At 64.1% G+C, this 25,333-nt stretch carries 25 protein-coding genes; 11 read left to right on the top strand and 14 right to left on the bottom strand.

Going from position 1 to position 25,333, the window contains the following annotated elements; translation table 11 throughout:
• Positions 1 to 303: 303 nt before the first annotated feature.
• Genes AC3A6M_RS19685 through AC3A6M_RS19700 form a run of 4 tightly spaced genes read right to left on the bottom strand, consistent with a single transcriptional unit; the run spans position 304 to position 3,096 of the window.
• Complete coding sequence (locus AC3A6M_RS19685; protein ID WP_487854418.1) at positions 304 to 1,068, bottom strand: SDR family NAD(P)-dependent oxidoreductase; 765 nt, start codon at positions 1,066 to 1,068, stop codon at positions 304 to 306.
• 60 nt (positions 1,069 to 1,128) lie between these two features.
• Positions 1,129 to 1,632 (bottom strand): TPM domain-containing protein, encoded by a 504-nt coding sequence (locus AC3A6M_RS19690; RefSeq protein WP_487854419.1) that lies wholly within the window; start codon positions 1,630 to 1,632, stop codon positions 1,129 to 1,131.
• Entirely contained in the window at positions 1,632 to 2,504 is an 873-nt protein-coding gene (locus AC3A6M_RS19695; RefSeq protein ID WP_487854420.1) for a TPM domain-containing protein, read from the bottom strand. The genes AC3A6M_RS19690 and AC3A6M_RS19695 overlap by 1 nt, the downstream gene beginning before the upstream one ends.
• Positions 2,505 to 2,517: 13 nt before the next feature.
• On the bottom strand, positions 2,518 to 3,096 hold the full coding sequence (locus AC3A6M_RS19700; RefSeq protein ID WP_487854446.1) for a LemA family protein: 579 nt from the start codon (positions 3,094 to 3,096) through the stop codon (positions 2,518 to 2,520).
• Positions 3,097 to 3,297: 201 nt separating this feature from the next.
• Between AC3A6M_RS19700 and pyrF the strand changes: the two genes are divergently transcribed.
• Entirely contained in the window at positions 3,298 to 4,119 is an 822-nt protein-coding gene (pyrF, locus tag AC3A6M_RS19705) for an orotidine-5'-phosphate decarboxylase (protein WP_487854421.1), read from the top strand.
• A 39-nt stretch (positions 4,120 to 4,158) separates the two neighbouring features.
• Here pyrF and sbcB read toward each other — a convergent pair whose 3' ends face one another.
• Together sbcB and AC3A6M_RS19715 are read right to left on the bottom strand one after the other, a co-directional pair.
• A complete protein-coding gene (gene sbcB, locus AC3A6M_RS19710) occupies positions 4,159 to 5,613 on the bottom strand; it encodes an exodeoxyribonuclease I (RefSeq protein ID WP_487854422.1) in 1,455 nt (484 codons plus the stop codon).
• Between the two features lie 84 nt (positions 5,614 to 5,697).
• The gene (locus tag AC3A6M_RS19715) at positions 5,698 to 6,657 is read right to left on the bottom strand and encodes a GGDEF domain-containing protein (RefSeq protein ID WP_487854423.1); all 960 of its coding nucleotides are present in this window, start codon (positions 6,655 to 6,657) and stop codon (positions 5,698 to 5,700) included.
• A gap of 97 nt (positions 6,658 to 6,754) precedes the next feature.
• Here AC3A6M_RS19715 and AC3A6M_RS19720 point away from each other — a divergent pair, with 97 nt between their 5' ends.
• Complete coding sequence (locus AC3A6M_RS19720) at positions 6,755 to 7,561, top strand: helical backbone metal receptor (RefSeq protein ID WP_487854424.1); 807 nt, start codon at positions 6,755 to 6,757, stop codon at positions 7,559 to 7,561.
• On the opposite strand, the gene AC3A6M_RS19725 is transcribed toward AC3A6M_RS19720, so the two are convergent.
• From AC3A6M_RS19725 to AC3A6M_RS19745, 5 genes are all read right to left on the bottom strand, one after another.
• Positions 7,555 to 7,938, bottom strand: a complete 384-nt coding sequence (locus tag AC3A6M_RS19725) for an HPF/RaiA family ribosome-associated protein (protein WP_487854425.1) — start codon at positions 7,936 to 7,938, stop codon at positions 7,555 to 7,557. The two genes, AC3A6M_RS19720 and AC3A6M_RS19725, sit on opposite strands and share 7 nt — an antisense overlap.
• A 78-nt stretch (positions 7,939 to 8,016) precedes the next feature.
• Positions 8,017 to 8,667, bottom strand: coding sequence for a DUF1345 domain-containing protein (locus AC3A6M_RS19730; RefSeq protein WP_487854426.1), 651 nt, complete (start codon positions 8,665 to 8,667; stop codon positions 8,017 to 8,019).
• A 35-nt stretch (positions 8,668 to 8,702) separates the two neighbouring features.
• The gene (locus tag AC3A6M_RS19735; RefSeq protein WP_487854427.1) at positions 8,703 to 9,962 is read right to left on the bottom strand and encodes an MFS transporter; all 1,260 of its coding nucleotides are present in this window, start codon (positions 9,960 to 9,962) and stop codon (positions 8,703 to 8,705) included.
• Between the two features lie 60 nt (positions 9,963 to 10,022).
• A complete protein-coding gene (locus AC3A6M_RS19740; RefSeq protein WP_487854428.1) occupies positions 10,023 to 10,760 on the bottom strand; it encodes a class I SAM-dependent methyltransferase in 738 nt (245 codons plus the stop codon).
• Between the two features lie 39 nt (positions 10,761 to 10,799).
• Positions 10,800 to 11,828 carry a CDP-6-deoxy-delta-3,4-glucoseen reductase gene (locus AC3A6M_RS19745; RefSeq protein WP_487854429.1) on the bottom strand — a complete coding sequence of 343 codons (1,029 nt, stop codon included), beginning with the start codon at positions 11,826 to 11,828 and terminating at the stop codon, positions 10,800 to 10,802.
• A 12-nt stretch (positions 11,829 to 11,840) separates the two neighbouring features.
• On the opposite strand from AC3A6M_RS19745, the gene AC3A6M_RS19750 reads away from it, so the two are divergent.
• Positions 11,841 to 12,728, top strand: a complete 888-nt coding sequence (locus AC3A6M_RS19750) for an NAD-dependent epimerase/dehydratase family protein (RefSeq protein ID WP_487854430.1) — start codon at positions 11,841 to 11,843, stop codon at positions 12,726 to 12,728.
• Between the two features lie 158 nt (positions 12,729 to 12,886).
• Positions 12,887 to 13,162 carry a hypothetical protein gene (locus AC3A6M_RS19755; RefSeq protein WP_487854431.1) on the top strand — a complete coding sequence of 92 codons (276 nt, stop codon included), beginning with the start codon at positions 12,887 to 12,889 and terminating at the stop codon, positions 13,160 to 13,162.
• A 37-nt stretch (positions 13,163 to 13,199) separates the two neighbouring features.
• On the opposite strand, the gene AC3A6M_RS19760 is transcribed toward AC3A6M_RS19755, so the two are convergent.
• From AC3A6M_RS19760 to AC3A6M_RS19770, 3 genes are all read right to left on the bottom strand, one after another.
• Complete coding sequence (locus AC3A6M_RS19760) at positions 13,200 to 13,979, bottom strand: glycine-rich domain-containing protein (protein WP_487854432.1); 780 nt, start codon at positions 13,977 to 13,979, stop codon at positions 13,200 to 13,202.
• 379 nt (positions 13,980 to 14,358) lie between these two features.
• Positions 14,359 to 16,194, bottom strand: a complete 1,836-nt coding sequence (locus tag AC3A6M_RS19765) for a sensor histidine kinase (RefSeq protein ID WP_487854433.1) — start codon at positions 16,192 to 16,194, stop codon at positions 14,359 to 14,361.
• Positions 16,195 to 16,321: 127 nt separating this feature from the next.
• Complete coding sequence (locus tag AC3A6M_RS19770; RefSeq protein ID WP_487854434.1) at positions 16,322 to 18,079, bottom strand: glutamine--tRNA ligase/YqeY domain fusion protein; 1,758 nt, start codon at positions 18,077 to 18,079, stop codon at positions 16,322 to 16,324.
• Between the two features lie 187 nt (positions 18,080 to 18,266).
• On the opposite strand from AC3A6M_RS19770, the gene AC3A6M_RS19775 reads away from it, so the two are divergent.
• From AC3A6M_RS19775 to AC3A6M_RS19805, 7 genes are all read left to right on the top strand, one after another.
• Complete coding sequence (locus AC3A6M_RS19775) at positions 18,267 to 18,557, top strand: DnaJ domain-containing protein (RefSeq protein WP_487854435.1); 291 nt, start codon at positions 18,267 to 18,269, stop codon at positions 18,555 to 18,557.
• Positions 18,558 to 18,587: 30 nt separating this feature from the next.
• On the top strand, positions 18,588 to 19,115 hold the full coding sequence (locus AC3A6M_RS19780) for a hypothetical protein (RefSeq protein ID WP_487854436.1): 528 nt from the start codon (positions 18,588 to 18,590) through the stop codon (positions 19,113 to 19,115).
• Positions 19,112 to 19,894 (top strand): hypothetical protein, encoded by a 783-nt coding sequence (locus AC3A6M_RS19785; RefSeq protein WP_487854437.1) that lies wholly within the window; start codon positions 19,112 to 19,114, stop codon positions 19,892 to 19,894. Before AC3A6M_RS19780 ends, AC3A6M_RS19785 begins: the two co-directional genes overlap by 4 nt.
• Before the next feature lie 17 nt (positions 19,895 to 19,911).
• Positions 19,912 to 20,796 carry a hypothetical protein gene (locus AC3A6M_RS19790; protein ID WP_487854438.1) on the top strand — a complete coding sequence of 295 codons (885 nt, stop codon included), beginning with the start codon at positions 19,912 to 19,914 and terminating at the stop codon, positions 20,794 to 20,796.
• 1 nt (position 20,797) lies between these two features.
• Positions 20,798 to 22,000 (top strand): MFS transporter, encoded by a 1,203-nt coding sequence (locus AC3A6M_RS19795; protein ID WP_487854439.1) that lies wholly within the window; start codon positions 20,798 to 20,800, stop codon positions 21,998 to 22,000.
• Positions 22,001 to 22,002: 2 nt separating this feature from the next.
• Complete coding sequence (locus AC3A6M_RS19800; RefSeq protein ID WP_487854440.1) at positions 22,003 to 23,601, top strand: RHS repeat-associated core domain-containing protein; 1,599 nt, start codon at positions 22,003 to 22,005, stop codon at positions 23,599 to 23,601.
• Between the two features lie 1,112 nt (positions 23,602 to 24,713).
• Positions 24,714 to 25,106: an STY0301 family protein gene (locus AC3A6M_RS19805; RefSeq protein WP_487854441.1), complete on the top strand. Its 393-nt coding sequence runs from the start codon at positions 24,714 to 24,716 to the stop codon at positions 25,104 to 25,106.
• Positions 25,107 to 25,333 lie beyond the last annotated feature (227 nt).

Consider the following 25,333-nt stretch of genomic DNA (forward strand, 5'->3'; position numbering starts at 1 on the left):
CCTTTCTGCGATCACGCATATCGGTTGCGTGTATCCAGATGAACCCAGTATAGGAAGGGAATGTGACCCAGACATGACACGTCTCAAACAAACGCCCCGTTCGCCGAGAACAAATTCGGCTGAGACTGGTCTGTTGCCGATAGCGGCAAAAAAAAAGCCCGCTGTGTGAGCGGGCTTCAAACTATTTTCTTGGAGGAGAATAGTGGAGACAGGTGAGATTATGTTGCGCCGCGATATATATGTCCAATTTTGATTTCAGATAGCAGACATTCGCCAGGCTGATAACCGCTGAGCTCGCCCTTTTCACTCCTTGACCGGCACCGTGTAGTTCAGCGCCATCCGTCCGCCGTCCGCATACAGCGTCTGGCCGGTGACGTAGGAGGCGTCGTCGCTGGCCAGGAAGGCCGCGATGCCGGCGATCTCTTCCGGCTCGCCGCAGCGCCCGAGCGGCGTGCGCGACAGGATCGTGTGGCGCGCTTCCGGGCTGCCCATCACCGCATTCTTCGCCAGCTCGGTGAGGATGGTGCCGGGGCCGATGGCGTTGACGCGGATTCCGTGCTGGGCCAGGGCGATCGCCGCCACCTTGGTCAGCTGGTTGACGCCGCCTTTCGACACCACGTAGGGAATCTGGTTCGGAATGGTCAGCTCGGCGTTCACGCTCGACATGTTGATGATGCAGCCGCTGCCGCGCTTGACCATCTCGCGCGCCACCGCCTGGCTGCACAGGAACATCGACTTGAGGTTGATGCGCAGCACGCGGTCGAAGTCTTCCTCGGCCAGGTCGAGGAAGTCGGCGGCGTGGGTGACCCCGGCATTGTTGACCAGGATGTCGACATGGCCGAAGGCGGACAGGGTGGCGGCCAGCATGGCGTCGACGTCGGATTTCTGGCTGACGTCTGCGCAGAAGAAGCGGGCATTGTCGCCCAGCGCCTCGGCCGCGGCCGCGCCTTCCTGGCGCACGTCGACCAGCATCACGCGCGCACCTTCGCGCACCAGGCGCTCGGCGCAGGCATACCCGATTCCCCGGCTGGCTCCGGTAACGATGGCGACTTTCTGGGCAAGTTTCATGGCAGGCTTTCCTGGATGGCTAAACTGCCATTGTAACCAAGCGCCTGCGCGCCGCGGAGGTCAGAGCATCAGCGGCTTGTCCGGCAACTCGTTCGGCCGCGAGCCGTTCGACGGGAAGTGCTGGCGCAGCAGCGCGTTGACCTGGCCCACCGCGTCCAGCGCGGCGTCGTGGAAGCGGCCCTGGGCAAAGCCCGCCGTCATCGTGTTGCAGATCGCCTGCCAGGTCGCGCTGTCGATCCTGCGGTTGATGCCGCGGTCGGCCACGATGTCGACCTTGTGGTCGGCCAGGTTGACGTAGATGAGCACGCCGCAGTTGTCCTCGGTGTCCCAGATGCCGTAGTCGGCGAACAGCGAGATCGCGCGCTGGCGGTTGGTCACGCCTTCCCACACCGCCGACAGGGGCAGCGATTTTTCGACCACCAGGCGGACCTCGCCGCGGTGGCTCTGCTCCCCCAGCGTGATCGCTTCCGCGATGGCGGCCAGGGTCGCGGGCGGGAAGGCGCGCTCGGCCTCGTTCCTGGTGCTGAGCAGGTGGCGCAGCGCGCGCCGGAGCTTGCTGTCCATTACCAGTCTCCCGAGGCGCCGCCGCCGTCGAAACTGCCGCCGCCGCCCGAAAAGCCTCCGCCGCCGGAAAAGCCGCCCCCTCCCGAGAAGCCGCCGCCACCGCCGCCGTAGCGGTTGTTGTTCATGTTGCTGAGGATGCTGCCGAGGATGAAGCCGGTGGTGGCATTGTTCCAGCCGCTGCCCTGGCGGCCGCCGATGCGCGGCTGGGCCAGCCTGGCGCGGCGCGGACGGAACAGCGAGCGCAGCACCATGAAGCCGACCACGATGAAGAAGATGCTGGTGATGATGCCGGGGCCGCCGTCATCGTCCTGGGCCTGTCCCTGCTGTTGCGCCTGTCCCTGCCCGGCCTGGGGAGCAGGGAATTTTTCCTGGTCGAGGAGGGCGGAGATCGCGCCCACGCCGGCGACCAAGCCGCCGTAGTAATCGTTCTGGCGGAAATGGGGCGCGATGGTGTCCTGCAGGATGCGCTTGGACTGGGCGTCGGTGAGCACGCCCTGGACCCCGCGCCCCGCTTCGATGCGCAGGCGCCGCAGCGAGGATGGATTGTCGCGCGCGACCAGCAGCAGCACGCCATTGTCGACGCCCTTGCGGCCCAGCTTCCAGGCGTCGGCCACGCGGATACTGTACTGCTCGATGACTTCCGGCTCGGTCGACTTCACCAGCAGCACCGCGATCTGGCTGCCGGTCCGGGTTTCGTAGTCGGCCAGCACCTGCTCCAGGTTGCGGCGCTGTTCCGGCGTCAGCATGCCGGCTTCGTCGGTGACGCGCGCCGTCAGTGCGGGCACGGGCTTGAGCTGCGCCTGGGCCGGTCCGGCCAGGAGCAGGGCAAGGGCGATGGCCAGGCCCTGGAACAGGCGCAGCAGCGGATTCATCGCGACGTCCCGCTTACTTGCCGAAGTCGACCTTCGGCGCGGTCGAGATCGAGCGCTCGTTCTCGACCGTGAACGAAGGCTTGGGCTGGTAGCCGAACATCTTCGCCGTCAGGTTGGTCGGGAAACTGCGCGCCAGCACGTTGTATTCCTGTACCGAGGCGATGTAGCGCTGGCGCGCCACGGTGATGCGGTTCTCGGTGCCTTCCAGCTGCGATTGCAGGTCGCGGAACTGGGTATCGGCCTTCAGGTTCGGGTAGTTTTCCGACACGGCCATCAGGCGCGACAGCGCGCTGCTCAGCTCGCCCTGCACCTGCTGGAACTTCTGGAAGGCTTCCGGGTTGTTCAGCACTTCCGGCGTGATCTGGAAACTGGTGGCGGCGGCGCGCGCACGGGTCACGGCTTCCAGCGTCTCTCGTTCGTGGGTAGCATAGCCCTTGACGACATTGACCAGGTTCGGGATCAGGTCGGCGCGGCGCTGGTACTGGTTGACGACTTCGCTCCAGGCCGCCTTGGTCGCCTCGTCCTTGGCCTGGAATTCGTTATAGCCGCAACCCGACAGCAGCGATCCGGCCAGCACCGCCGTCAGCAACATGGCCGCCAGGCGCGTGAACAGGGAAGGCGTCGAAGAGGTCTGCTTCATAGGATATCCATCGCTAGTTGTCGAATGACTAAAAATATACCGCAATTGTCTGTACTGCGGCGCTCTACCCATGCGAAGAGGCGGCGGAAACGGGGGCAAGCGGGGCGCAGCGCGGTACAATAATGGGTTTGCAACAAGAGACAAGGGCCTGCCATGAACTTCATCGACAAGCTGAATGCCGCCTGGCGCAGCAACGATTCCCTGCTGTGCGTCGGACTCGATCCGGACGTCGAGCGCCTGCCCGCGCACCTGCGCGCGCACCCGGAGGGCATCGCCGAATTCTGCAAGGCCATCATCGACGCGACCGCCGACCTGGCCTGCGCCTTCAAGCCGCAGATCGCCTATTTCGCCGCGCTGGGCGCGGAAAGCCAGCTGGAGACGGTCTGCCGCTACCTGAAACAGCGTTATCCGCACATTCCCCTGATCCTCGACGCCAAGCGCGGCGACATCGGCGCCACCGCGCACCAGTACGCGCGCGAAGCCTACGACCGCTACGGCGCGGATGCCGTCACGGTGAGCCCCTACATGGGCTTCGACTCGGTGGAACCGTACATGGCGTGGCCGGACCGCGGCGTGATCGTGCTGTGCCGCACCTCGAACGCGGGCGGTTCGGACCTGCAGTTCCTCGACGTCGGCGGACGCCCGCTGTACCAGCATGTGGCGCAGCTGGTGGCCGAGAAGTGGAACCGGAACGGCCAGTGCGCGCTGGTGGTGGGCGCCACTTTCCCGCAGGAGCTGGCCCAGGTGCGCGCCCTGGTGGGCGACATGCCGCTGCTGGTGCCGGGCGTCGGCGCCCAGGGCGGCGACATCGAAGCGACCGTGAAGTCCGGCCGCACGGCGAATGGCGCCGGCATGATGATCAATTCCTCGCGCGCCATCATCTACGCGCAGCCGCAGGGCGATGAAGACTTCGCGGCCGCCGCGCGCCGCGTGGCGATGGAGACGCGCGACGCGATCAACCAATATCGCGGGTAATCCGAACGTCCGCGTGGGCACCACGTGCCCACGTCACGATCAATACCGGCTGGGCGCGATCGACTCCGCGTAATCGTACAGCGCCCCCAGGATCTCCTCGGTGCGCTCGTCCGCCGTCTCCGACAGCGCATCGATCTCGGCGAACAGCTGCTCGATGGTGCGGGCGCCCCCTGCGCCGTCGAACAGGCGCGCCGCGCGGTGCGCTTCCCAGGTTTCCAGCTCGTGCTCGTGCAGGGTGTGGGGGAAGTTGCGGCAGCGGTAGCGGAACAGGATCTCCCCCAGCCGCCCGTCGTCGAAGCTCGGCTGGCGGTCCGCCAGGCGGGCCGGGTGCTCGCCACGCAGCGCTTCGAGCTGGCGCCGGTCGCCCTGCGACACGAAGCCGTTGTACAGGTCCTCGTCGACGTCCACTCCGGCGCCGGCCCCGCCGCCATCGCGCTGGAACACCTTCTGCCACACGGCGCCCATGTCCGGCCCGCCGGCCGCGATGCGCGCGTGCGCGAGGCACTGCTCGATGTCCAGTTCCCACTTCGCCGCCAGCGCCGGGTCCAGGGTCCGCAGGTTCCCGACCAGCATCGGCGACTTGTTCAGGTGCACGCTCTTGATCGGCAGGCGGGTCATCCCTTCCGGCATCTCGGCGGCGCGCGTGAACAGGCGCGTGCGGATCGTGTCCACGTTCAGTCCGAACAGCTCGGACGGGTCGTGGCGGCAGTCCCAGACCAGCACCTCGTTCTTGTTGGTGGGGTGGGAGGCCAGCGGCCACACCAGGCCCAGGCAGCCTCGCTCGGCCGGGAACATGCCGGACACGTGCAGGACCGGCCGGCGCTGGCTGCGCTCCAGATGCAGGCCCATCTCGCTGGCCACCTTGTCCTTGCGGCGCAGCTCCAGGCAGAAGTCGAACAGCTTCGGCTGCTTCGAGCGGATCAGGCGCGCCATCGCGATGGTGGCGCGCACGTCGGACAGCGCATCGTGCGCCGCCTCGTGCACCAGGCCGTTGGCGCGGGTCAGGTCTTCCAGCCGGAAGCTGGGCTTGCCGTCTTCCTTCATCGGCCAGCTGATGCCGTCCGGGCGCAGGGCATAGGTCATGCGCACCACGTCCAGCAAATCCCAGCGGCCGCAGCCGTTCTGCCATTCGCGCGCATACGGGTCGATCATGTTGCGCCAGAACAGGAAGCGCGTGACCTCGTCGTCGAAGCGGATGGTGTTGTAGCCGACCCCGACCGTGCCCGGCTCGCTGAAGGCTTCGCAGATGCGCCTGGCGAATTCGTGTTCCGGCACGCCATGCTCCAGGCAGTGCTGGGGCGTGATGCCGGTGATCAGGCAGGCCTGCGGATCCGGCAGGTAGTCGGGCGCCGGCTGGCAGTAGATCATGACCGGCTCGCCGATCTCGTTCAGCTCGGCATCCGTGCGGATCGCCGCGAACTGGGCCGGGCGGTCGCGCCGCGGCACCGCGCCGAAGGTTTCGTAGTCGTGCCAGAGAAAGGTGTGGGTGCTCATTGGGAGCTCATGAATAATGACGCGCCATTCTAACTTGCCAGGCTGCCCATCTCCAGCCCGGCCGCAAGAGGCTGTACGGAACCTTCAGACGCTGATGCGGTCGCGTCCGGCCTCCTTGGCGCGGTACAGGGCCGCGTCGGCGGCTTCGACCAGGCTGCGCTCGTCCTGGCTGCGGCCCAGGGTGGCGACGCCGAACGAGGCCGTGATGTGGGGCAGGGCGATGCGCATGTCGTCGAACACGATGGTTTCGCGCATGCGCCGGCACAGGCGCTCGGCGACCATCTCGGCCAGCAGCCGGTTGGTGTTCGGCAGGATCGCCATCAGTTCCTCGCCGCCGAAGCGCACCGCGAAGTCGGACGGCCGCAGCGCGCTGCGGATCACGGCGGCGGCGCTGGCCAGTGCCGTGTCGCCGGCCGTGTGGCCGAAGGTGTCGTTGAAGCGCTTGAAGTGGTCGAGGTCGATCATCACCAGCGACAGCGGGGTGCCGTCCTCGCGGCTGCGTGCGACCAGCGTCGGCAGCATGTCGTTCAGCCAGGCGCGGTTGAACAGCCCGGTCAGGCCGTCGTTCATCGACAGCTGGCGGTAGAACTCGCCCAGCTTCTGGCGCCGCCGCAGCAGGGCGTTGGCGGCGCGAATGCGGAAGGACAGCAGGCGCAGCAGGTTGCGCGCGACGCCGTTGGCCTCGTCGATCAGGCGCCACAGCAGGGCCGGCTCGATCACCAGCAGTTCGCTGGTTTCCAGCGCGGTGATGGCGTCGAGGTTGGCGGCATCGTCCAGCACCGACTGCTCGCCCACGCTCTCGCCGGGCAGGATGCGCTGGATCTCGCCGGCGCCGGCCGCCGTCGCCGGCTGCACGCCGAGCGAGCCGGACAGCACGATGTAGAGGCGGGCCCGCAGGCCGTCTTCGACCGGCTCGTCCTTCGCCACCCGGATCACCGGACAGTCGGCCAGCAGCGCCGCCACGGCCGGGGTGTCGGCGTCGCGGAACAGCTGCAGGTCGCGGACCGCATAGCGGGAAGCGCCGAAGGCGGCGATGATGTTCAAGGGCTGGATGTGCTAATGGTTGAGCTCGAAATCATAACTCATTGCAACTTCTCCGCGAGGCTTGTCGCCGGATAAACAACAGTGTTTCAATACGGGGATGAACCCATCCTCTCCCCTCATCGACGCGTTCGGGCAGCGCCACGCCCCGGACCCGGACGCCCGCATCGTCTGCCTGGTGCCCTCGATTACCGAGCTGCTGTGCGAACTGGGCCTGGCTGGCAGGCTGGTCGGGCGCACCGGCTTCTGCATCCATCCGCGCGACACGGTCGCCGCCATCCCCAAGGTGGGCGGCACCAAGGACGTCAACGTCGAGAAGATCCGCAAGCTGGCGCCGACCCATGTGGTGGTCAACATCGACGAGAACGAGAAGCCGACCGTGGAGCGCCTGGCCGAATTCGTTCCGCACGTGGTGGTGACGCACCCGAACACGCCGCGCGACAACCTGCGCCTGGCGCGGCTGATGGGCGGGATCTTCGGGGCCGAACAGGCGGCCGAGCGCTGGTGCGCCGCCTTCGAAGAGGAATACGCGGCCCTGCACGGGCTGGCTCCCGGGCCGCGCCGCACGGTTTTGTACTGCATCTGGCAGGACCCGTGGATGACGGTCTCGAACGAGACCTATATCGCCGGCATGCTGGCCGAACTGGGGTGGAAGGTGCCTTCGCTGGGAGAGGGAGAACGCTATCCGCGCTTCGAATGGTCGCAGGGGCTGGTGGACGGGCTCGATGCGGTGCTGCTGTCGACCGAGCCCTACCGCTTCACGGAGGAACACGCCGATGCGCTGGAAAAGCAGGTCGGCATTCCCGTGTTCCTGGTCGACGGCGAGATGATGTCGTGGTACGGCAGCCGCGCCCTCGAAGGCCTGCGCTACCTGCGCAGGCTGAGGGCACTAATGGAAGGTTATTGATTATCCGTCAGTCCCTTGTAGGACTCGGCGGGGACGTCGGCGTCCAGCGGCAGGGGTTCGCGCATCTTCTTGTCGTTCAGGCGGCCCAGGGCGCTGTCCAGTGCGCGCTTGAGCTTGCCGGCTGCGCCCGAGATCGACAGGTGCAGGTCGGCGGCGTGGGCATGCACGACCACCGGCTCGTAGCCGGACACGCGCGCTTCCATCATGCAGTAGTTGTCGCCATCTTCGTGCTTCTGGCCGTTCTGGTTGCTCAGGTGGACATCGACGCGGCGGACCTGCTCGAAACGGCCGACGCTCGATTCGACCACCTCGCGCACGCGCTCGTCGAGGCCCTGGTGGCGGTCGATCGTGTTGTCGGTATTAACATTGATTTCCATACATCGCTCTCCAATAGTTGACACTGTTGAAACGATGTTACACCTTTCGCGCGATCCGCTGCGCCCAGGTGGCGATGCTCAGGAGTTCACCACCCCGGCCGCGATGTTCACCGACAGCCCGAGGATCAGCAGGTTGAAGAAGAACGCCAGCACCGAATGGCCCAGCACCAGCTTGCGCATGGTGCGCGAGGCCACCGTCACGTCCGAGGTCTGGACCGCGACCGCGATCGTGAACGAGAAGTACAGGAAGTCCCAGTAATCCGGCTCCAGGCCTTCCTCAGGGAAGCGCAGCGGCGGCTGGCCGGCGGGCGCGCGGTAGTACACATGGGCGTAGTGGAAGCAGAACAGCACCCCGACCAGCAGCCAGGAGCCGACCAGGGTGAGGGCGGTGAAGGCATAGCGCAGCGCGACCTGGTCGGGCGGCATGTGGTCCATGCGGCTCAGCTCGGACACGATGGCGTACAGGCTCAGCACGGCGCCCACCACCAGGGTGCACAGCACCACGCCGGCGCTTTCGTCCTCGCGGCCGGCGATCGCGCGCACGCGGCCGGGGTCGGCCCGCAGCATCAGCCAGGCCATGCCGGGCAGGTAGGTCCAGACGCCGACGTTCCAGCCGACCAGCGCGCGCCGCAGCCAGGGACTGGACTCCGGCCACAGCAGGGCGACCAGCACTCCCAGCGCGATCGCCAGCGACAGGTGCGGACGGTGGCGGATGAAGCGATGCAGCATCCGCTTGTCCTTGTGGCTTCCGGTTCCCTTGCCCATCATCCGGCCTTGCGCGCGGCTTCTTCCGCGTCGTGGTGCGGGAACCGGTCCATGCGCGACAGCACCGGGAACAGTTTCATCCAGGTGCCGGTGACCACCAGGGTCGCGGCGCCGCCGATGACGATCGCGCGCACCAGGCCGAACCAGCTGGCAGTCAGACCCGATTCGAACTCGCCCAGTTCATTCGAGGCGCCGATGAAGACGGAATTGACGGCGCTGACCCGGCCGCGGATCTCGTCCGGGGTCTCGTACTGCACCAGCAGGTGGCGTACGTAGACGCTGACCATGTCGCCGGCGCCCAGCAGGAACAGGGCCGCCAGCGCGACGGCGAATGTACTCGTCAAGCCCATCGTCACGGTGGCGGCGCCGAACAGGGCGACCCCGCCGAACATCCAGGCGCCGACCTTGCGCCGGATCGGAAAGAAAGCCAGCAGGATCGAGCACAGCGCCGCGCCGGCGCCGGGGGCGGTGCGCAGCAGGCCCAGGCCGGTCGGGCCGGCGCCCAGCACGTCGTGGGCATAGGCGGGCAGCAGGGCGGTGGCGCCGCCGAACAGCACCGCGAACAGGTCGAGCGAGATCGCACCCAGCACGATCGGGCGCGACCACACGAAGCGCAAGCCTTCGAGCAGGGTATGCCAGCTGACCGGTGCCCGGGTTCTGGCCTGCGGCGCGCTGCGGGTGGCCGCCATCAGCAGCACCGACAGGGCCAGCAGCACGCTCGACACCGTGTACACCACGTTCGGCCCGAACACGTACAGCAGGCCGCCCAGCACCGGGCCGGCGATCACGGCCACGTGGAAGGTCGAGGAGCTGAGCGCCACCGCCTGCGAGAACGCTTCGTTCGGCACCAGGTTGCGCAGCACCGCCTGGGAAGCCGGCATCATGAAGGCGCGCGCGCTGCCGTACAGGACCAGGACCGCGAACACCGGCCAGACGACATGGCTGCCGGACAGGGTAAAGGCCACCAGCAGCAGGCTGCACAGCAGCTGGGTGCACATGCACAGCAGGATGATGGTGCGGCGGTTGTGGGTGTCGGCCACGTGGCCGGCCCACAGGATCAGGGCCAGGAAGGGCGCGAACTGGGCCAGGCCGATCAGGCCGAGGGCGAACAGGCTCCGGGTGATCTGGTAGACCTGCCAGCCGACCGCCACGCTCTGCATCTGGACGGCCAGGGTGCCCAGGAAGCGGGCGGAAAGATAGAAGGAGAGGTTTCGGTTGCGCAGGACGCCCAGGCCGCCCGTGGGGGAAATCAGTGACATAAGGTGGTAAGTGGGGCCTTGGATACGTCGTCCCCGCCTGCGCGGGGACGACGTTGCGAATCATTTTTTGAATCGGAGGGCAAACTTGTCGTCCGGCTTGTCCATCTTGAAGAAGGGCTGCTCGCGCGGATCCGACGCCACATGCAGGTAGTCGCTGCGGCCGTCGAGCTTGAAGCCGGCCCTGGTGACCTCTTCGACCACCGTGTCCTCGTCGATGCGGTGCAGGGTCTTGGTGGCGGACAGGCCGCTGCCCTTCCTGGCCGCGTTGTCGACGATGACCAGCGTCCCGCCCGGCTTCAGCGCCTCGTACAGGCGCTTGTTCATCGCCGCGCGGTCGGCCGGGGTGTTGGCGATGTCGTGGTAGGACATGTTGATGGTGATGAGGTCGAGCGGCGGCGTGCCTTTCGGGACCGGATCGTTGAAGTCGGCCACCACGGCGTGCAGGTTGGGCAGGGTGGACGTGCCCACGCGCTCCTGCAGCTTCGGATTCGGCTTCGCGTTCTGCGCCCACACTTCGCCCTTGCTGCCGACCGCCGCCGTCAGCAGGGCCGCCGTGTTGCCGCCGCCCGAGGCGATGTCGAAGGCCTTCATGCCGGGACGGACCTGGGCGAAGGCCAGGAACTCGGCCGGCTTGCGCTTGGCGTCTTCCTTGCGGTCTTCGGCGCTGCGGATCGGGCTGGCGACCGCGGACTGGTAGCCGGCGTCGGCCTGCTGGCCGGCGGCGTAAGCGGAGGCGCCGCCCAGCAGGGCGGCGGACATGGCGGAACAGGCGAGGGCAAAGCGAAGCGGCGTACGCATGATCGGACCCTTCATCAAGTTAAGGAATCAAGGAAAACATCAGGACTGCGCCAGGTCGGCCTCCGTCGTGAATGCGTCGGCGTAGAACTCGTCGGCCGGCAGGCCGCATTGCGCCACGTAGTCGCGGCGCGCCGAATCGACCATGATGGGCGCACCGCAAGCATACACCTGATAGCCCGACAGGTCGGGAAGATCCTGCATCACGGCGGCGTGCACGTAGCCGCTGCGCCCGAGCCAATTGTCTTCCGGGAGGGCGTCCGAGATCACCGGCACGTAGCGGAAGTGCGGCAGCTCGCGCGCCCACTGTTCGCACAGTGCGTGCATGTACAGGTCCTGCGGGCGGCGGCCGCCCCAGTACAGGTGGACCGGGCGCTCCGACTTCAGGTGGATCATGTGTTCGACCAGGGCCTTGACCGGCGCGAAGCCGGTGCCCGAGGCCAGCAGCACGATCGGCTTGTCGGACTCTTCGCGCAGGAAGAAGGTCCCGAGCGGACCCTCGAAGCGCAGGATGTCGCGCTCCTTCATGGTCGAGAACACGTGGTCGGTGAACAGGCCGCCCGGCAGGTGCCGGATGTGCAGCTCCAGCGGGCCGTTGAACGATGGCGCGGTGGCGATGCTGTAGGCGCGGCGCTTGCCGTCCTTCAGCATGAATTCGACGTACTGGCCGGCGCGGTAGGCCAGCGCCTCGTTGGCCGGCAGCTGCAGGGTCAGGATCGCCACGTCCGGCGCGGCGCGGCGGATCGCGGTCACGCGGGTCGGCATCTTGCGCACCGGGTAGTCGGTGCTGCCGCCCACTTCGCGCGCTTCGATCGTCAGGTCGCCCTCCGGCACGACGCAGCACATCAGCGCATGACCCTGCAGCTTTTCCTGCTCGGACAGGGCGCGCGGCTGGTGCGGCTTGTGGTGGAAGCTGCCGTCGACGACCTTGCCCTTGCAGGAGCCGCAGGCGCCGTTCTTGCAGCCATAGGGCAGTCCGATGCCGGAGCGGATCGCCGCCGCGAGCACGGTTTCGTCCTGCTCGCAATCGTAGTGGTGGCCGCTGGGCTGGACAGTGATCTGGAACGTCATACAATCCTCGGAATGAATACTCAAAATAAAGTCAGGTTCAACAAACCGCGCCTCCTGATCGTGGGCTGCGGCGATGTCGGCATGCGCCTGCTGCCGCAGGTGGCAAAGCGCTTTCGCGTGTTCGCGCTCACCAGCCAGCCGGCGCGCTGCGCGGAGCTGCGGGCCGCCGGCGCGATTCCGGTCGTGGCCGACCTCGACCGGCCGGAAACCCTGAAGCGCCTGGGACGGCTCGCGCCGTGGGTGGTGCACCTGGCGCCTCCGCCAAAGCAGGGCGCGCTGGATTTGCGCACGCGCAATTTGACCGCCATTCTACCCGAGGGGACGCGCGTGGTTTATATCAGCACCACGGGCGTCTACGGCGACAGGCAGGGTGCGCCGATCGACGAGACCGCCCCGCGCGCGCCGCGCAACGCCCGCGCGCAGCGGCGCGTCGACGCCGAGCAGGTGCTGCGCGCCTGGGCCGTCGGCACGGGCGGACGGGTGGCGATCCTGCGCGCACCCGGCATCTACGCGGCGCAGCGCCTGCCGCTCGAGCGCCTGCGCCAGGGCACGCCCGCGCTGGCGGCGCAGGACGACGTCTACACCAACCACATCCACGCCGACGACCTGGCCCGCCTGGCGCTGCTGGCCCTGTTCCGGGCACGGCCGGGCCGCGCCTACAACGCCAGCGACGATACGCACATGAAGATGGGCGACTATTTCGACCTGGTGGCCGACGCCTTCGGCCTGCCGCGTCCGCCGCGCCTGCCGCGCGCCGAGTTGGAGCGCGTCGTCTCGCCGGTCCAGTTGTCCTTCATGTCGGAATCGCGCCGGCTCGGCAACCGCCGCATCAAGGACGAGCTGCGGGCGCGCCTGCGCTATCCGCGGGTCGAGGAGACGGTGAGGGCGCTGGCGGAATAAGGTGGGCTTAAGCAAAAGATAACTGGTCCGTGTAGAATTTTGGGTAACTGCTCAGCAGCCATATAAATACAAGCAATACACCAAAACTAGCTTATTTTTCACGACCTCACGAGGGAAGTAAAGAATAAGCCACGGATCGTTATTTTCGAAGGAAGACCATGCCCATCAGAAGGATACCGGAGGGTGGCGTCTATGACCCCAACCGGGTTCTCGACGCCATCATCAACAAACTCAAGCTGAAGAACGACGCGGCCCTGTCGCGCGTGCTCGAAGTCGCGCCGCCGGTGATCAGCAAGATCCGCCACAACACGCTGCCGATCGGCGCCACCATCCTGCTGCGCATGCATGAAGTGTCCGATTTCAGCATCCGCGAACTGCGGACGCTGATGGTGCGGGCAGACGCGCCGGGCGATTCCGGCGCACTGTCGGCCTGAGCGCCGCGGCAGGCCGCCGGCGCCAGGTCGAGCATGCTTAGTGCAGGGCCGGGCGCTGGAGGGATTCCGCGGCGCGGCCGGCAGCCTTGTCGCCCGGCGGCATGGGACCGGCGCAATAAGCCACCGACGGCGGCATCGGGCCGGCGCAGTAGGCGGTAGCGGCAGCGGCCTGCGGACGGGCCGAAGCGCTCACGCCAGGCACCGTGCTGGCGCCATAAGTCACGGACGGCGGCATCGGACCGGCGCAGTAAGCCACCGACGGCGGCATCGGACCGGCGCAGTAGGCGGTGGCGGCGTCCTGCGGACGGGACGAGGCCTTGGCGGCCATGCCTGCACGAATGGACGGGGCCAGGCCGCTCAGGTCGATGTGGCGGGTGCCGGGCTTGCCCGGGACCGGTACGGTGCGCACGGCCGTCGCCTGCGCCAGCTCCGCGGCCCGCTCGGTGAAGGAGTCGCCGAAGGTGGCTTCGTACAGGGTGCGCATGCGTTCGCCGCTGTCGAGGCGGAACTGCTCGTCCTGTTCGCCGCGCATGCCGATGTACGGGAAGTGATGCAGGAAGTAGCCGAAGACCTGCTCGCAGTCCCTGGCGTATTTCATCGTGTCGAGGATGTGGTAATGCCAGAAGGTATCCACGTCGACCAGCGGGGCGATGCTCTCGTTCGGGTACATCTTCATCAGCCACAGGAAGCGCCGATACTCCTTTTCCACTGCGTTGGCCCTGGTCTGGCTCCAGCTTTCTCCGGACTCCACGTGCATCAGCTTCACCTTGATGGGGTCAAGGTCGAGTTCCATTACTACTTTAAACAGGTCGTTCATGTTCATGGTAGTCCTCTCAATATAGTAGTTTTGAACTGCTTCCCTAGTAGTGGCGCTGCAGACATCTGGTGAATCGTGTACCGACATCAGTTACATGCACAGGAAAAAATGTTTCTAATATTTAACTAAATCCCCTTTTTTCAACCCACGAAATCGAAATCCGTCATTGACGCGTGTTACATGTCGTCAATGTAATTTGTTTAAATCCTATAGTAGTTGCGTTTAATCAAAGGCTGAAGCAGATGACAAAAATGCCACAAAATCCGCCCATCGCGATTCTTGGCAAAGTGGTAAGAAAAATTGTGGAAATGTAAACGTGCGGGAAGGGGCCGGCAGCGCGCAGCCGGCGAGGGAAAAGCGAAGAGGGTAAGCGGAGAGCTTACATCACGGCCGGGCCGGATTCGTGTTCCCGCCGTGACTCTGCGGCCAGGTGCGCCGGTTCGATCATCGGGACCGACACCGTCACCGTGGTCCCGCCGTCCGGGCCACTGAACACCTGGCAAGTGCCGCCGAGGATGACGACACGTTCCTCGATCCCGACCAGACCGAAGGAACCTTGCTTGTTGCGTCCTCCAGGGGCGAGTCCGCAACCGTTATCCCTGACGGTCATCGACAGCCAGTTTCCGTCCAGCCGCAATTCGACCACGACTCTGCTGGCATTCGCATGGCGCTGGATGTTGGTGAGCGATTCCTGCAGGATGCGGAAAATCGCCGTCGCGCACGTGTCGGACGGCGAGATCTCGCCATGCAGATCGCGCACTTCGCACGCGATGCCGGTGCGGCGCTCGAACTCGTGCAACTGCCATTCGACGGCCGCGGACAGGCCGAGGTCGAGGACGGTCGGCCGCAAGTCGTTGATGATCTGGCGTACGCTCTTGATGGTCGCGTCGATCTGCAGCAGGGTCGTCCGTACGCGCTGGTGCAGGTTGGGGTGCCGGTTCCTGGTGCGCGAGGACAGCATCTCGGCATCGATGCGCAGCGCCAGCAGGTTCTGGCCGAGCTCGTCGTGGATCTCGCGCGCGATGCGCTTGCGTTCCAGTTCCTTGATCTGGTAGGCATGGTCGGCCAGCCGGCGCAGCTTCTGGTGCGACAGCTGCAGTTTCCGCTGGCTCTCGCGCAGCTCGCTGGTCATCTCCTGCGCGAGCGCGAGCGCGGCGCGGCGCGACGAGGTCAGCATGCGCAGCAGCGCGTACAGCAGCATCGAACCGACGAAGCCGAACGCCGCCATCACCTTCGCGTAGTAGATGTCGAAGTCGGTGTACAGCGCGGACTTCGGCACGCTGTAGACGATCTTCCAGGGGCGGGCATTGAATTCCATCCGCAGCTCGGCGCGGAAGATCCCGCTGCCGCGGTCGAGCGGCGGCCTCGGGTCGGCGCTGGTGCCCCGGCTGTCGTACAGCGTGGATGAGCGGTCCATCCGTTCCCGCCCCTCGGGGTCGATGTACGGGCCGGTGTCATACACGGTCATGCGCAGGCCGGGGATGGGGACGTGATCGACCACGCCGTGCAGCAGCCTGGGCACGCTGAACGCCAGCCCGATCGAACCCATGTAGGCGGCGCGGCGTTCCTCGACCGTGCTGCGCGGAAGGCCGTTGCGATAGACCGCCATGCGGATGCCCAAGTGGGACTCGTTCGGTTTGGACAGCATGGGAATCGGGCTGCCCGAGGCCTGCACGGTGCCCAGGTCGCGCTCCAGCGCCAGGCGCCGGCCGAAATAACGGTTGGACAGCAGGTCGACGCCAAAGTGGCCGGGGCCGGGAGGGTCCGGCTCGATGTGGGAAACGACCAGGTAAGCGGGCCGGATGCCGGGCGGGGTAATGCTCAGGGGCGCCTGCATTTCCGCGCGGAGCGGGGCCAGCACGGCGTCGCGCTGGTCATTGGTCAGATAGATGGCGTAGTTGATGCTGTCGATGGCCGGGAAATGCGTCGGCAGGTCCAGCCCGCGCACATATTCGTGGAACTGGTGGTGGGTGAGGCGGTCCGCGCTTTCGATCAGGCTGGCGCCGCCCCGCAACACGTTGGTGAGCGCCTTGACGCGCATGTCGATCATGCCCTGCGCGTACTGCACATGATTGTTGAAGCGCTCATGGGCATCGCTTTCGATCGAGCGCGACAGCGAGACATAGAGCACGCCGCCCACCGTCGACGAGAGCAGCAGGCCGGTCCAGAACGAGAGCCGGGTGACCGGAAACGCATCCTTCAGTACCGACGACATAACAAACCCTCACATAGTCATGCATTGGAAAGTACTGATTTGAATGTACTTACGGACCTATCATTTCAGGGAGTTGCAAATAAAAAAGCCCGGCGAACCGGGCTTTCGGGGTGGCGATGACTGCGGCTTATTTGGCCCAGCTGTCCTTCAAGGTCGTGACGCGGTTGAACACCGGCTTGCCCGGCCGGGAATCGACGCGGTCGGCCACGAAGTAGCCGTGGCGCTCGAACTGGAAGCGCTGGTCGGCCTCGGCCGATGCCAGGCCCGGTTCCAGGTAGGCGGTGACGGTTTCCAGCGCGTTCGGGTTCAGCAGCTCCTTGAAGTCGCGGCCGCCGGCGTCCGGGTTCGGGTCGCTGAACAGGCGGTCGTACAGGCGCACTTCGGCGGCCAAGCAGTGCGAGGCGCTGACCCAGGTGATGTTGCCCTTGACCTTGTAGTTGTCCGCGCCCGGGGTGCCCGACTTCGAGTCCGGGAAGTAGTTCACGTGGACCGCGGTGACGTTGCCGTTTTCATCCTTGTCGTAGCCGGTGCACTCGACCACGAAGCCATACTTCAGGCGCACGCGCGCGCCCGGCTTGTCGTCGCTAGGGGGGGTGAAGCGGTGGTAGCCCTTGGTCGGGGTTTCCATGAAGTCTTCCTGCTCGATCCACAGTTCTTTCGTGAACGGGAAGCTGCGCTGGCCCATCTCCGGATGGTGCGGGTGGACGGGCGCGCTGCACTCGACCGTCTCGCCTTCCGGGAAGTTGTCGACGATCAGCTTCAGCGGACGCAGCACGGCGATCGCGCGCGGCGCCTTCGGATCCAGGTCGTCGCGCAGCGCGCCTTCCAGCGTGCTCATGTCGATCCAGCCGTCGGCCTTGGATACGCCGATGCGTTCGCAGAACAGCTGGATCGATTCCGGCGTGTAGCCGCGGCGGCGCAGGCCGACGATGGTGGGCATGCGCGGGTCGTCCCAGCCGCTGACGATGTTTTCGTCGACCAGCTGGCGCAGCTTGCGCTTGGACATCACCACATAGGTCAGGTTCAGGCGCGAGAATTCATACTGGCGCGGCACCGGGCGCTCGAAGAAGCCGCCTTCGGCCAGGGTCTCGACCAGCCAGTCGTAGAACGGGCGGTGGTCCTGGAATTCCAGCGTGCACAGCGAATGGGTGATGTTTTCCAGCGCATCCGAGATCGGGTGCGTGTAGTCGTACATCGGGTAGATGCACCACTTGTCGCCGGTACGGTGGTGATGCGCGTGACGGATGCGGTACAGGGCCGGGTCGCGGTTGGTCATGATCGGCGAGGACATCGCATCTTCGCTCATCTTCGCGCGCAGGATGTGTTCGCCGTCCTTGTACTTGCCGGCCTTCATGTCGCGGAAGATCTGCAGCGATTCCTCGCTAGGGCGGTTGCGGAACGGCGAGTTGGTGCCCGGCGTACCGAAGTTGCCGCGGTTGCGCGACATGTCCTCGGCGCTCTGGCTGTCGACGTAGGCCTTGCCTTCCCTGATCAGGTACTCGGCCATCTCGTACAGCTTGTCGAAGTAGTCGCTGGCGTAGTGCAGGTATTCCTGGCCGCCTTGCTCCCACGAGAACCCCAGCCACTTCACGCTGTCCATGATGGTGTCGACGTATTCCTGGTCTTCCTTTTCCGGGTTCGTGTCGTCGAAGCGCAGGTGGCAGCGGCCCTGGTAGTCGCGCGCCAGGCCGAAGTTCAGGCAGATCGACTTGGCATGGCCGACGTGCAGGTAGCCGTTCGGCTCCGGCGGGAAGCGGGTGATCACCGAAGGCATGCCTTCGCGCGCATGGGTGCCTGCCGCCAGGTCGGATTCGACGATCGCGCGCACAAAATTCGACGACGGCGCCGCCGCCGCGCCGGCCGCGGAGTTCTTTTCGTTGCTCATGAAAATGTGTTCTAGATGGGTAAGATTGCAGGCATTTTACCGTAGCTATGTGGTCAAGCGCACGGTTTGACGCGGACAGCCCTGGGCATACTAAGCCAGCAAGCGCATGGGCTGCCTGTCAAGATGGCGTTTTCTATAGGATAATCTCGGTTTGCATTTTTTCGGGCACCAGCCGGAGAGTTCCAAAGTGGAAAATTTATACGCGATCCTCGGCGTCGCGCCGAACGCGACCGACGACGAAATCAAGAAAGTCTACCGCTCGCTCGCGATGCGCTACCACCCGGACCGCAACCAGGCGCCGGGTGCCGAAGCACGTTTCAAGGCCGTCACCAAGGCCTACGAGGTCCTGTCCGACCCGGCCAGGCGCGCCGAATACAACCAGAGCGTCAACCACCGCATCGTGCTCGATGCCGAAGGCGAGGCCTTCGAATTGTGGCGTTCGGTGTTCTCGCTGAATGGCGTGAACCTTCCGCACTGACCGCGACATTAACGAAAGATTGAAGCAACCATGAAAAAAGTACATCCGGAATTCGCTTTCCAGTCGCGCGAACTGGAAGGGCAGATCGAAGGCACGCTGGGCGATCCGCCGAACCGCAAGAACTACGACATGATGGTGCAGGCGCTGGTGTCGGAGTACACCAGCGGCGACGGCCTGGACGACGTCAACATGATGGCCTTCGCGCTGGTCGACCGCATCCGCTTCAGCGACCCGAAGGGCCTGATCCGCGAAGCCATGGACTACGAGAGCGACGATCCGGCCAAGGTCCATGCCATGGCGAACTGCGACGGCGCCGATGGTAACGATGAGGAAGGCAAGGCGATGTACGCCGCGATCTGCGAGAACCATCCGGAACTGGCGCGCCAGGCCATCATCACCGCCTTCCTGTTCAAGAACCAGGCGCGCTGGGAAGACGACGACCAGTCGCTCGACCAGCTGGCCCGCGACGACGAGGGCGACGACGACGAGCTGGACGAAACCGCGGCCGGCGACGATTTCATGCAGATCTTCGACTCGGACGGAGGTGATCGCGAATGAGCATTGATGACAAATCGAACCTGCCCGCGCTGACCCGGCAGGTCAATGAACTGGTGCTGGCGGGCTCGCTGCAGCACGCCGAGGAAGCCCTGTCGAAAGCCGCCGACGAGCATGGCGACTATGCCGTGGCCGAGGTGCTGTCGACCCTGCCGCCGCAGGTGACGGCCCTGCACCTGGCCGGCTTCGACGGCGCCAAGACCTCGGTCGCGACCCTGCTGGTGCCGCCCAAGGCCTGGGCCGAGAGCCTGGCCTACCTGGCCGCCACCTGGCCGGACGACATGATCGAGGACGATCCCGAGCGCATCGCCGAGAACCTGTTCAACCACATCCACGGCGTGGTCTACGCCACCGACGACGAAGACCGCCGCCACGAGCTGCTGAGCGAAGCCTCGTCCTCCGACTGGGGCGCGACCGCGTTCGCCATCGTGTGGTCGCTGGCGCCGAAGGAAATCCTCGAAGTGGCGGGCGAGATCGCCAGCCGCGGCCGCTACGTGACCGGCCAGACCACCTCCGACAGCGACATCGTGCCGCTGGCGATCGACCTGGCCAAGGCCAGCGAGGACGGCTGGGAGCGTTCGCTGCTGGAACTGTTCCCGGAATACCGCAACAGCGCCGACCTGGCCGACGTCGAGCTGCCGGAAGACGAGGACGACGAGTCCGCGTTCCCGCACCGCACCACCCGCGAACTGCTGTACCGCCTGCGCAAGCAGGTGCCGTCGGTGCGCGGCACGCCCAAGCGCAGCACCCGCCGCAGCATGGGCACGGACATCTTCTCGTGAGCGAGGGCGCCGTTTCCATGCTGCCAGCGATCGTCATCGAGAAGCTGCCGCGCCTGATCCGCGCGATCCGCCACCTGCCCGACAGCGCGACCCCGGAGGAGGCCGTGGGCCTGGCCGACGAGCTGGCCGGCATCACCGCGATGGTGGCCGAGAAGTTCACCAACGACCGCACCGCCGAAGGCATCCAGCGCGCCCTGCTCTTGAGCGTCGGCGGCGTGTCGCTGGGCCTGGAATACCTGCTCGAGGATGAAACCGACGACGAAGTCGGCGACAAGGCCGCGGCCGGGATCCTGGTCTCGGAAGGGCCGGAACTCGTGTTCCAGCAGGGCTTCCGTTTGATCCGCGAACTGGCCGCGCTGCCGGAAGACAGCCTGGTGGGCGAATACGACACCGACCCGGTCTACGCCCAGCGCCGCCTGAAGGAACTGTTCGTCGACATCTGCACCGCCGACCCGGGCGAGACCTGGTCGGGCTACGAGCGCTACCTGGCGCAGCTCAAGCAGCGCCAGGGCGTGCAGGCGATCGTGCGCGCGGCCCAATGGCTGCGCCGCCATCACTTCGAGGGGCCGGTCAAGGATCCGGACCTGAACGCCGAGGGCGTGATCGCGCTGGCGATCGTGTTCGCGATCGAAGGAGGAGGGCGGATCGTGGCGCGCACCGGCCAGAAGGAGTTCGAACGCTTCGTCAAGGCGGTGCGCAAGACCAGGCCGGACTACGATACCGGCTGGGCCCAGCTGCTGGAGAACATCCCGGCGCCGCACCACGCCATCATCGCCGAGCGCATCGCCACCTACCGCAACAGCATCCTGCTGGAGCATATCGGCGGGAGCATGCCGCTCAAGCAGCTGTTCGTCGAGCTGGAGAATTTTGCCGGTTCGGAGATCGACGCAGAGTATCCGTAGGGTGGCCCCCATCTCCGCCGGCAGTCCCGAATTCAGGCGCATCAACCGCGCCATGGTCTTCGGCGGTTTTTCCACCTTCGCCCTCCTGTACTGCGTGCAGCCGCTGATGCCGCTGCTGGCGCGCGACTTCAGGCTGACGCCGGCGCAGAGCAGCCTGGCGCTGTCGCTCGCCACCGGCACGCTGGCCGTGTCGCTGCTGGCGTCGAGCGTGGTGTCGGAGCGCTACGGCCGCAAGCCGCTGATGGCCGGCTCGATGTTCTGCGGCGCCGTGCTGACCCTGCTGGCGGCCTTCACCCAGGGCTACGGCCAGCTGCTCCTGCTGCGCGCGCTGACCGGGCTGCTGATGGGCGGGATGCCGGCGCTGGCCATGGCCTACCTGAGCGAAGAAATCGCCGGCCCCTCGCTGGGCCACTCGATGGGCCTGTACATCGGCGGCAGCGCCTTCGGCGGCATGACGGGACGGGTACTGGCCTCGGTGATCAGCGACTTCTACGACTGGCGCATCGCGGTCGGCGTGATGGGCACGGCGGGGCTGTACGCGGCCTGGGAATTCAACCGCAGCCTGCCGCCATCGACCAATTTCCGCGGTGGCCAAGGCGGCTGGCGCGCGCTGTTCACCGGCACGGCGAAACACATGCGGGACGCCGGGCTACCCTGGCTGTTCTCGCTGGCCTTCCTGCTGATGGGGGCTTTCATCAGCATGTACAACTACATCGGCTACCGCCTGCTGGCGCCGCCCTACGCCATGCGCCAGAGCGCGGTGGGGGCGCTGTCGGTGCTGTACCTGCTGGGCATCTTCAGTTCGGTCTGGGCCGGCAAGCTGGCCGACCGCCTGGGCCGCCGCAACGTCCTGTGGCTGGTGATGATGGTGATGCTGGGCGGGCTGCTGCTGACCCTGGCGGGCCAGGTGTTCCTGATCGTGGCCGGCATGGGCCTGTTCACCTTCGGCTTCTTCGCCTCCCACTCGGTGTGCAGCAGCTGGGTAGGCCGGCGCGCCCGGCCGCCGCAGGCGCTGGCCTCGGCGATCTACCTGTTCTTCTATTACCTCGGCTCGAGCGTGGTGGGCTGGTTCTCCGGCGTGGTGTGGGCGCATGCGGGCTGGCCGGGATTCGTGAGCATGCTGGGGGCGATCCTGCTGGTGGCGATGGGGGTGGCGTTGAGGTTGCGGGGGTTGGCCCCGTTGGAGGGGGGGCGGGTGGGGTAGGCTTGAACCAGCCCAGTCCCGCCTACCTGCCGCCGCCGGACGATCCGGATCCGCCGGCGCAGTACGACGACGCCGCGGTAGTGAGCATCTCGGCGCCGGCAACGATGGCAACCGGCAGTACCGCCTACGTCACGGTCACGATGCGCAATAGCGGCACCACGACCTGGTACCCTGCGCTGGCGACGTATCCGTACCGGCTCGGCTCGCAGAATCCGGCAAACAACAGCACCTGGGGCGTCGGCCGCGTTGAACTCGGCAGCACGGTGGCGCCGGGCGGCCAGGTCGTGTTCGGCTTCACGATCACCGCGCCCACGACCGCGGGCACGTACAGCTTCAGCTGGGGCATGTTGAGGGAAAACCTGGCCTGGTTCGGCGCCATCGCCTCCTCGACGATCACGGTGAGTGCGCCCGCGCCGGTGTACGACGCCCAGCTCGTCTCGGCCGGCGTGCCGGCCCAGATGGCGGTGGGCGGCAATTACAACGTCTCGCTCACGTTCAAGAACACCGGCAACGTGACCTGGACGCAGTCCGACTACCGCATCGGTTCGAGCAGCCCGGCCGACAATACCACCTGGGGTTTTGCGCGGGTGGACATGGGCGTGGCCAGCGTTGCGCCAGGGCAGAGCGCGACCTTCAATTTCCAGGTGCATGCGCCCGCGACGGCGGGAACCTATCTGTTCGACTGGGGCATGCTGTACGAGTTGCACTGGCGCTTCGGCCAGACCACCGGAATCAGTGTGACGGTAGGCGGGACCAACAGTTCGGTGACCTATATTCATACGGATGGGCTCGGCAGCCCGGTGGCGCGGACCGATGGCGCGGGTAACGTCATCAGCCGCACGCGCTATGAACCCTACGGCTATGTGGCCTCGGGCGTGCAGCCGACGATCGGGTTCACCGGCCACGTGAACGATGTGGATACCGGGCTGACGTACATGCAGCAACGGTATTATGATCCGGTGGCGGGGCGGTTCTTGAGCATTGATCCGGTGGTGACAGATGTAAATAATGGCGGAAGTTTCAATCGGTATGCCTATGTCAATAACAATCCCTATAAATACGTAGACCCTGACGGCCGAGCAGTAGAGTCCTTCACAGTGGATCGCAATAATAACGTACATATTGTTATGGCAATCGTATATAAAGGTGCCAAGCTGCCCGGTGGTGAGGCGACGCTTAACGCATTTATCTCAAAAAACTTTAACCGAAGAATCGGTAAATATGCCGTTAACTTGACGTTGATCCCTGGAGGTCAAGCGAAATTCCCGAATTTTGTAAATGTTGTAGACGGGTTTGGAAGATCCATGACAACTGGAAATGGGGCTCGAGAGGTAACCTTATATACTCACGAGTCGAACGGAGCTAGTATAGAACAAGCGATGCTGCATGAAATGACTCACCTGATCGGAAATTTGTGGCCATTTGATCATTACGATGGAACCGGGTCGGCTCAACAAGGATGGGAAACGAATATATCAGGAAACGTAAAGGATGGGAAAATAGAGGAAATAAATATCCAGGAAATGTTAAAAAATCAGGTCGATCGTAAATCGCTAGAATGCGGCATCTCTTGTCCTGTTAAAGAACATACATGGCCGTGAGGAGGCGATACGAAGGTGGAAGTGTAATAATCCCAAATTGTCTTAATGATGATATTGTTAATTTATATTTTTGGATTTCTATATTTTAATGAACAATCGAATTGTATTGGTATTTTTTGCAATAATAATCGCGATAAATGCTTTCCTTGTCAACGATGTTGTTAAAATTAAGAACCAGGTGGGCAGCGTGGCTGATAAGGTGGCGCACATAGAGGGGACTGTGTCAAGAAGAGAATCTGCTGATCCACTCACCCCTAGTGAGTGTAGTATTGAACCCGGCCTCGGAGATTCAAAAATACATCCATGTCGCACAACGTTTGAGCGGTTATTGTTAGTGCCTCAAAAATTTCATGGTCGGTGGATAATCGTTTCTGGAATATATAGCGGTGGGTTCGAATCGAGTGCACTTTACCCGTTATCGTTCCATGAAAGAGATGCAGAGCCCGTCATCACGCTACATCATTCTGCAATATGGGTGGAGCCATCTTTTCAGCATTCTGGTGAATCATTTGTCAAGGTTGCAATTATTGGGAAGTTCTATAACGGCCCCTCGGGTCATCTAAGTGCGTATTTTGGGAAAATTATTAACGCCGAACAAGTATCAGATAACGGGTAGGCCAGCGAATTTTGCATCTGAAATTATTTTTTTTGGTGCTGGTTTTTCTCGCGCTTTATTTTTTTGCAATATTTTATATAAGATATGTATTAATAAAAAGCCGAATTAAAAAATTTCGAATTCGAAGTCTTCGATAACTTGGTGCGCGGGTTACCCAATTGCGAAAGATGCCGCGGTTGGTACAGTTGTCGGGAATTTCAAAAAAACGGGATGTTCGAGGGCAAGGAAACGGGTAGCATGCCGTTCTGACGACCCGACTCGAAAAGACGGCGGTATCAAAGTTGTTGATCAATGGAAAAAAATGCAAGACAAAGGCGAAAAGGTCCATGAGCGAACTATCCAGAACGAGAGTCGCACCAGTCTAACGCCGAGTAATAACGTCAAGAATTTCCGTGTGATTCTTTTTGAGAAAGCCAACTAAGAGCCAAAGATATTATGAAAAAGTTTTATTGGTCGGCAACCTTAATCCTTGTGCTGATGAGCACCTCAATGGTCCATGGCCAGGTTTGTCCGGCTGAAGTTGAAGTTGCAGAGACGGTGCCTGTCGCATTTTAAGGATGGCAGGTTTCACGAGAGCTCTTTAGCTAGCAAACTTAATGGCTTAGAGATTGTTGAGGGAACAATCCATCTGAAGGCATCAGACAACGCCATACTTAAAGCCATTGTTGCCCCAACCGGAGAGTATGTTTGGCAGTTCCGCGAGCAGATCGGTAAAGCTGAAATTTGGATGCAGTGCGTTTATAAAGGTACGCAAGTACGATTATTCAGGCGTGTTGACCCGAGCGTGAAAGTTTGCCGAGAAAAAAGAATACAAGGTAAAAGGCGTGATGGAAATTCGGTAGTCCAAAGCGGAGTGCCGTTGAGAGCGCAAACGATCAAGGGAGGATGATGCAAGAGTATCCAGAACAAATGGATTGTGCATGGCTAGCCGTTGATTCCATTGACCACATAGGCGTTTCATCACAGCCGGTGTCGGACCAGTCCCCGAGACGGTCCTCAAGAGCGAATTGCCAATCGTTGAGGTCGAATCGGCATTGTTTGGTAATCCCCCCACAAAAAGAGCGCGTTTAGAAGTAGAATTTTCTACTTAAGAAAGAAAGCTCTACATGAAGACGT

The organism is Telluria sp. Soil_C_11, assembly GCF_057657395.1.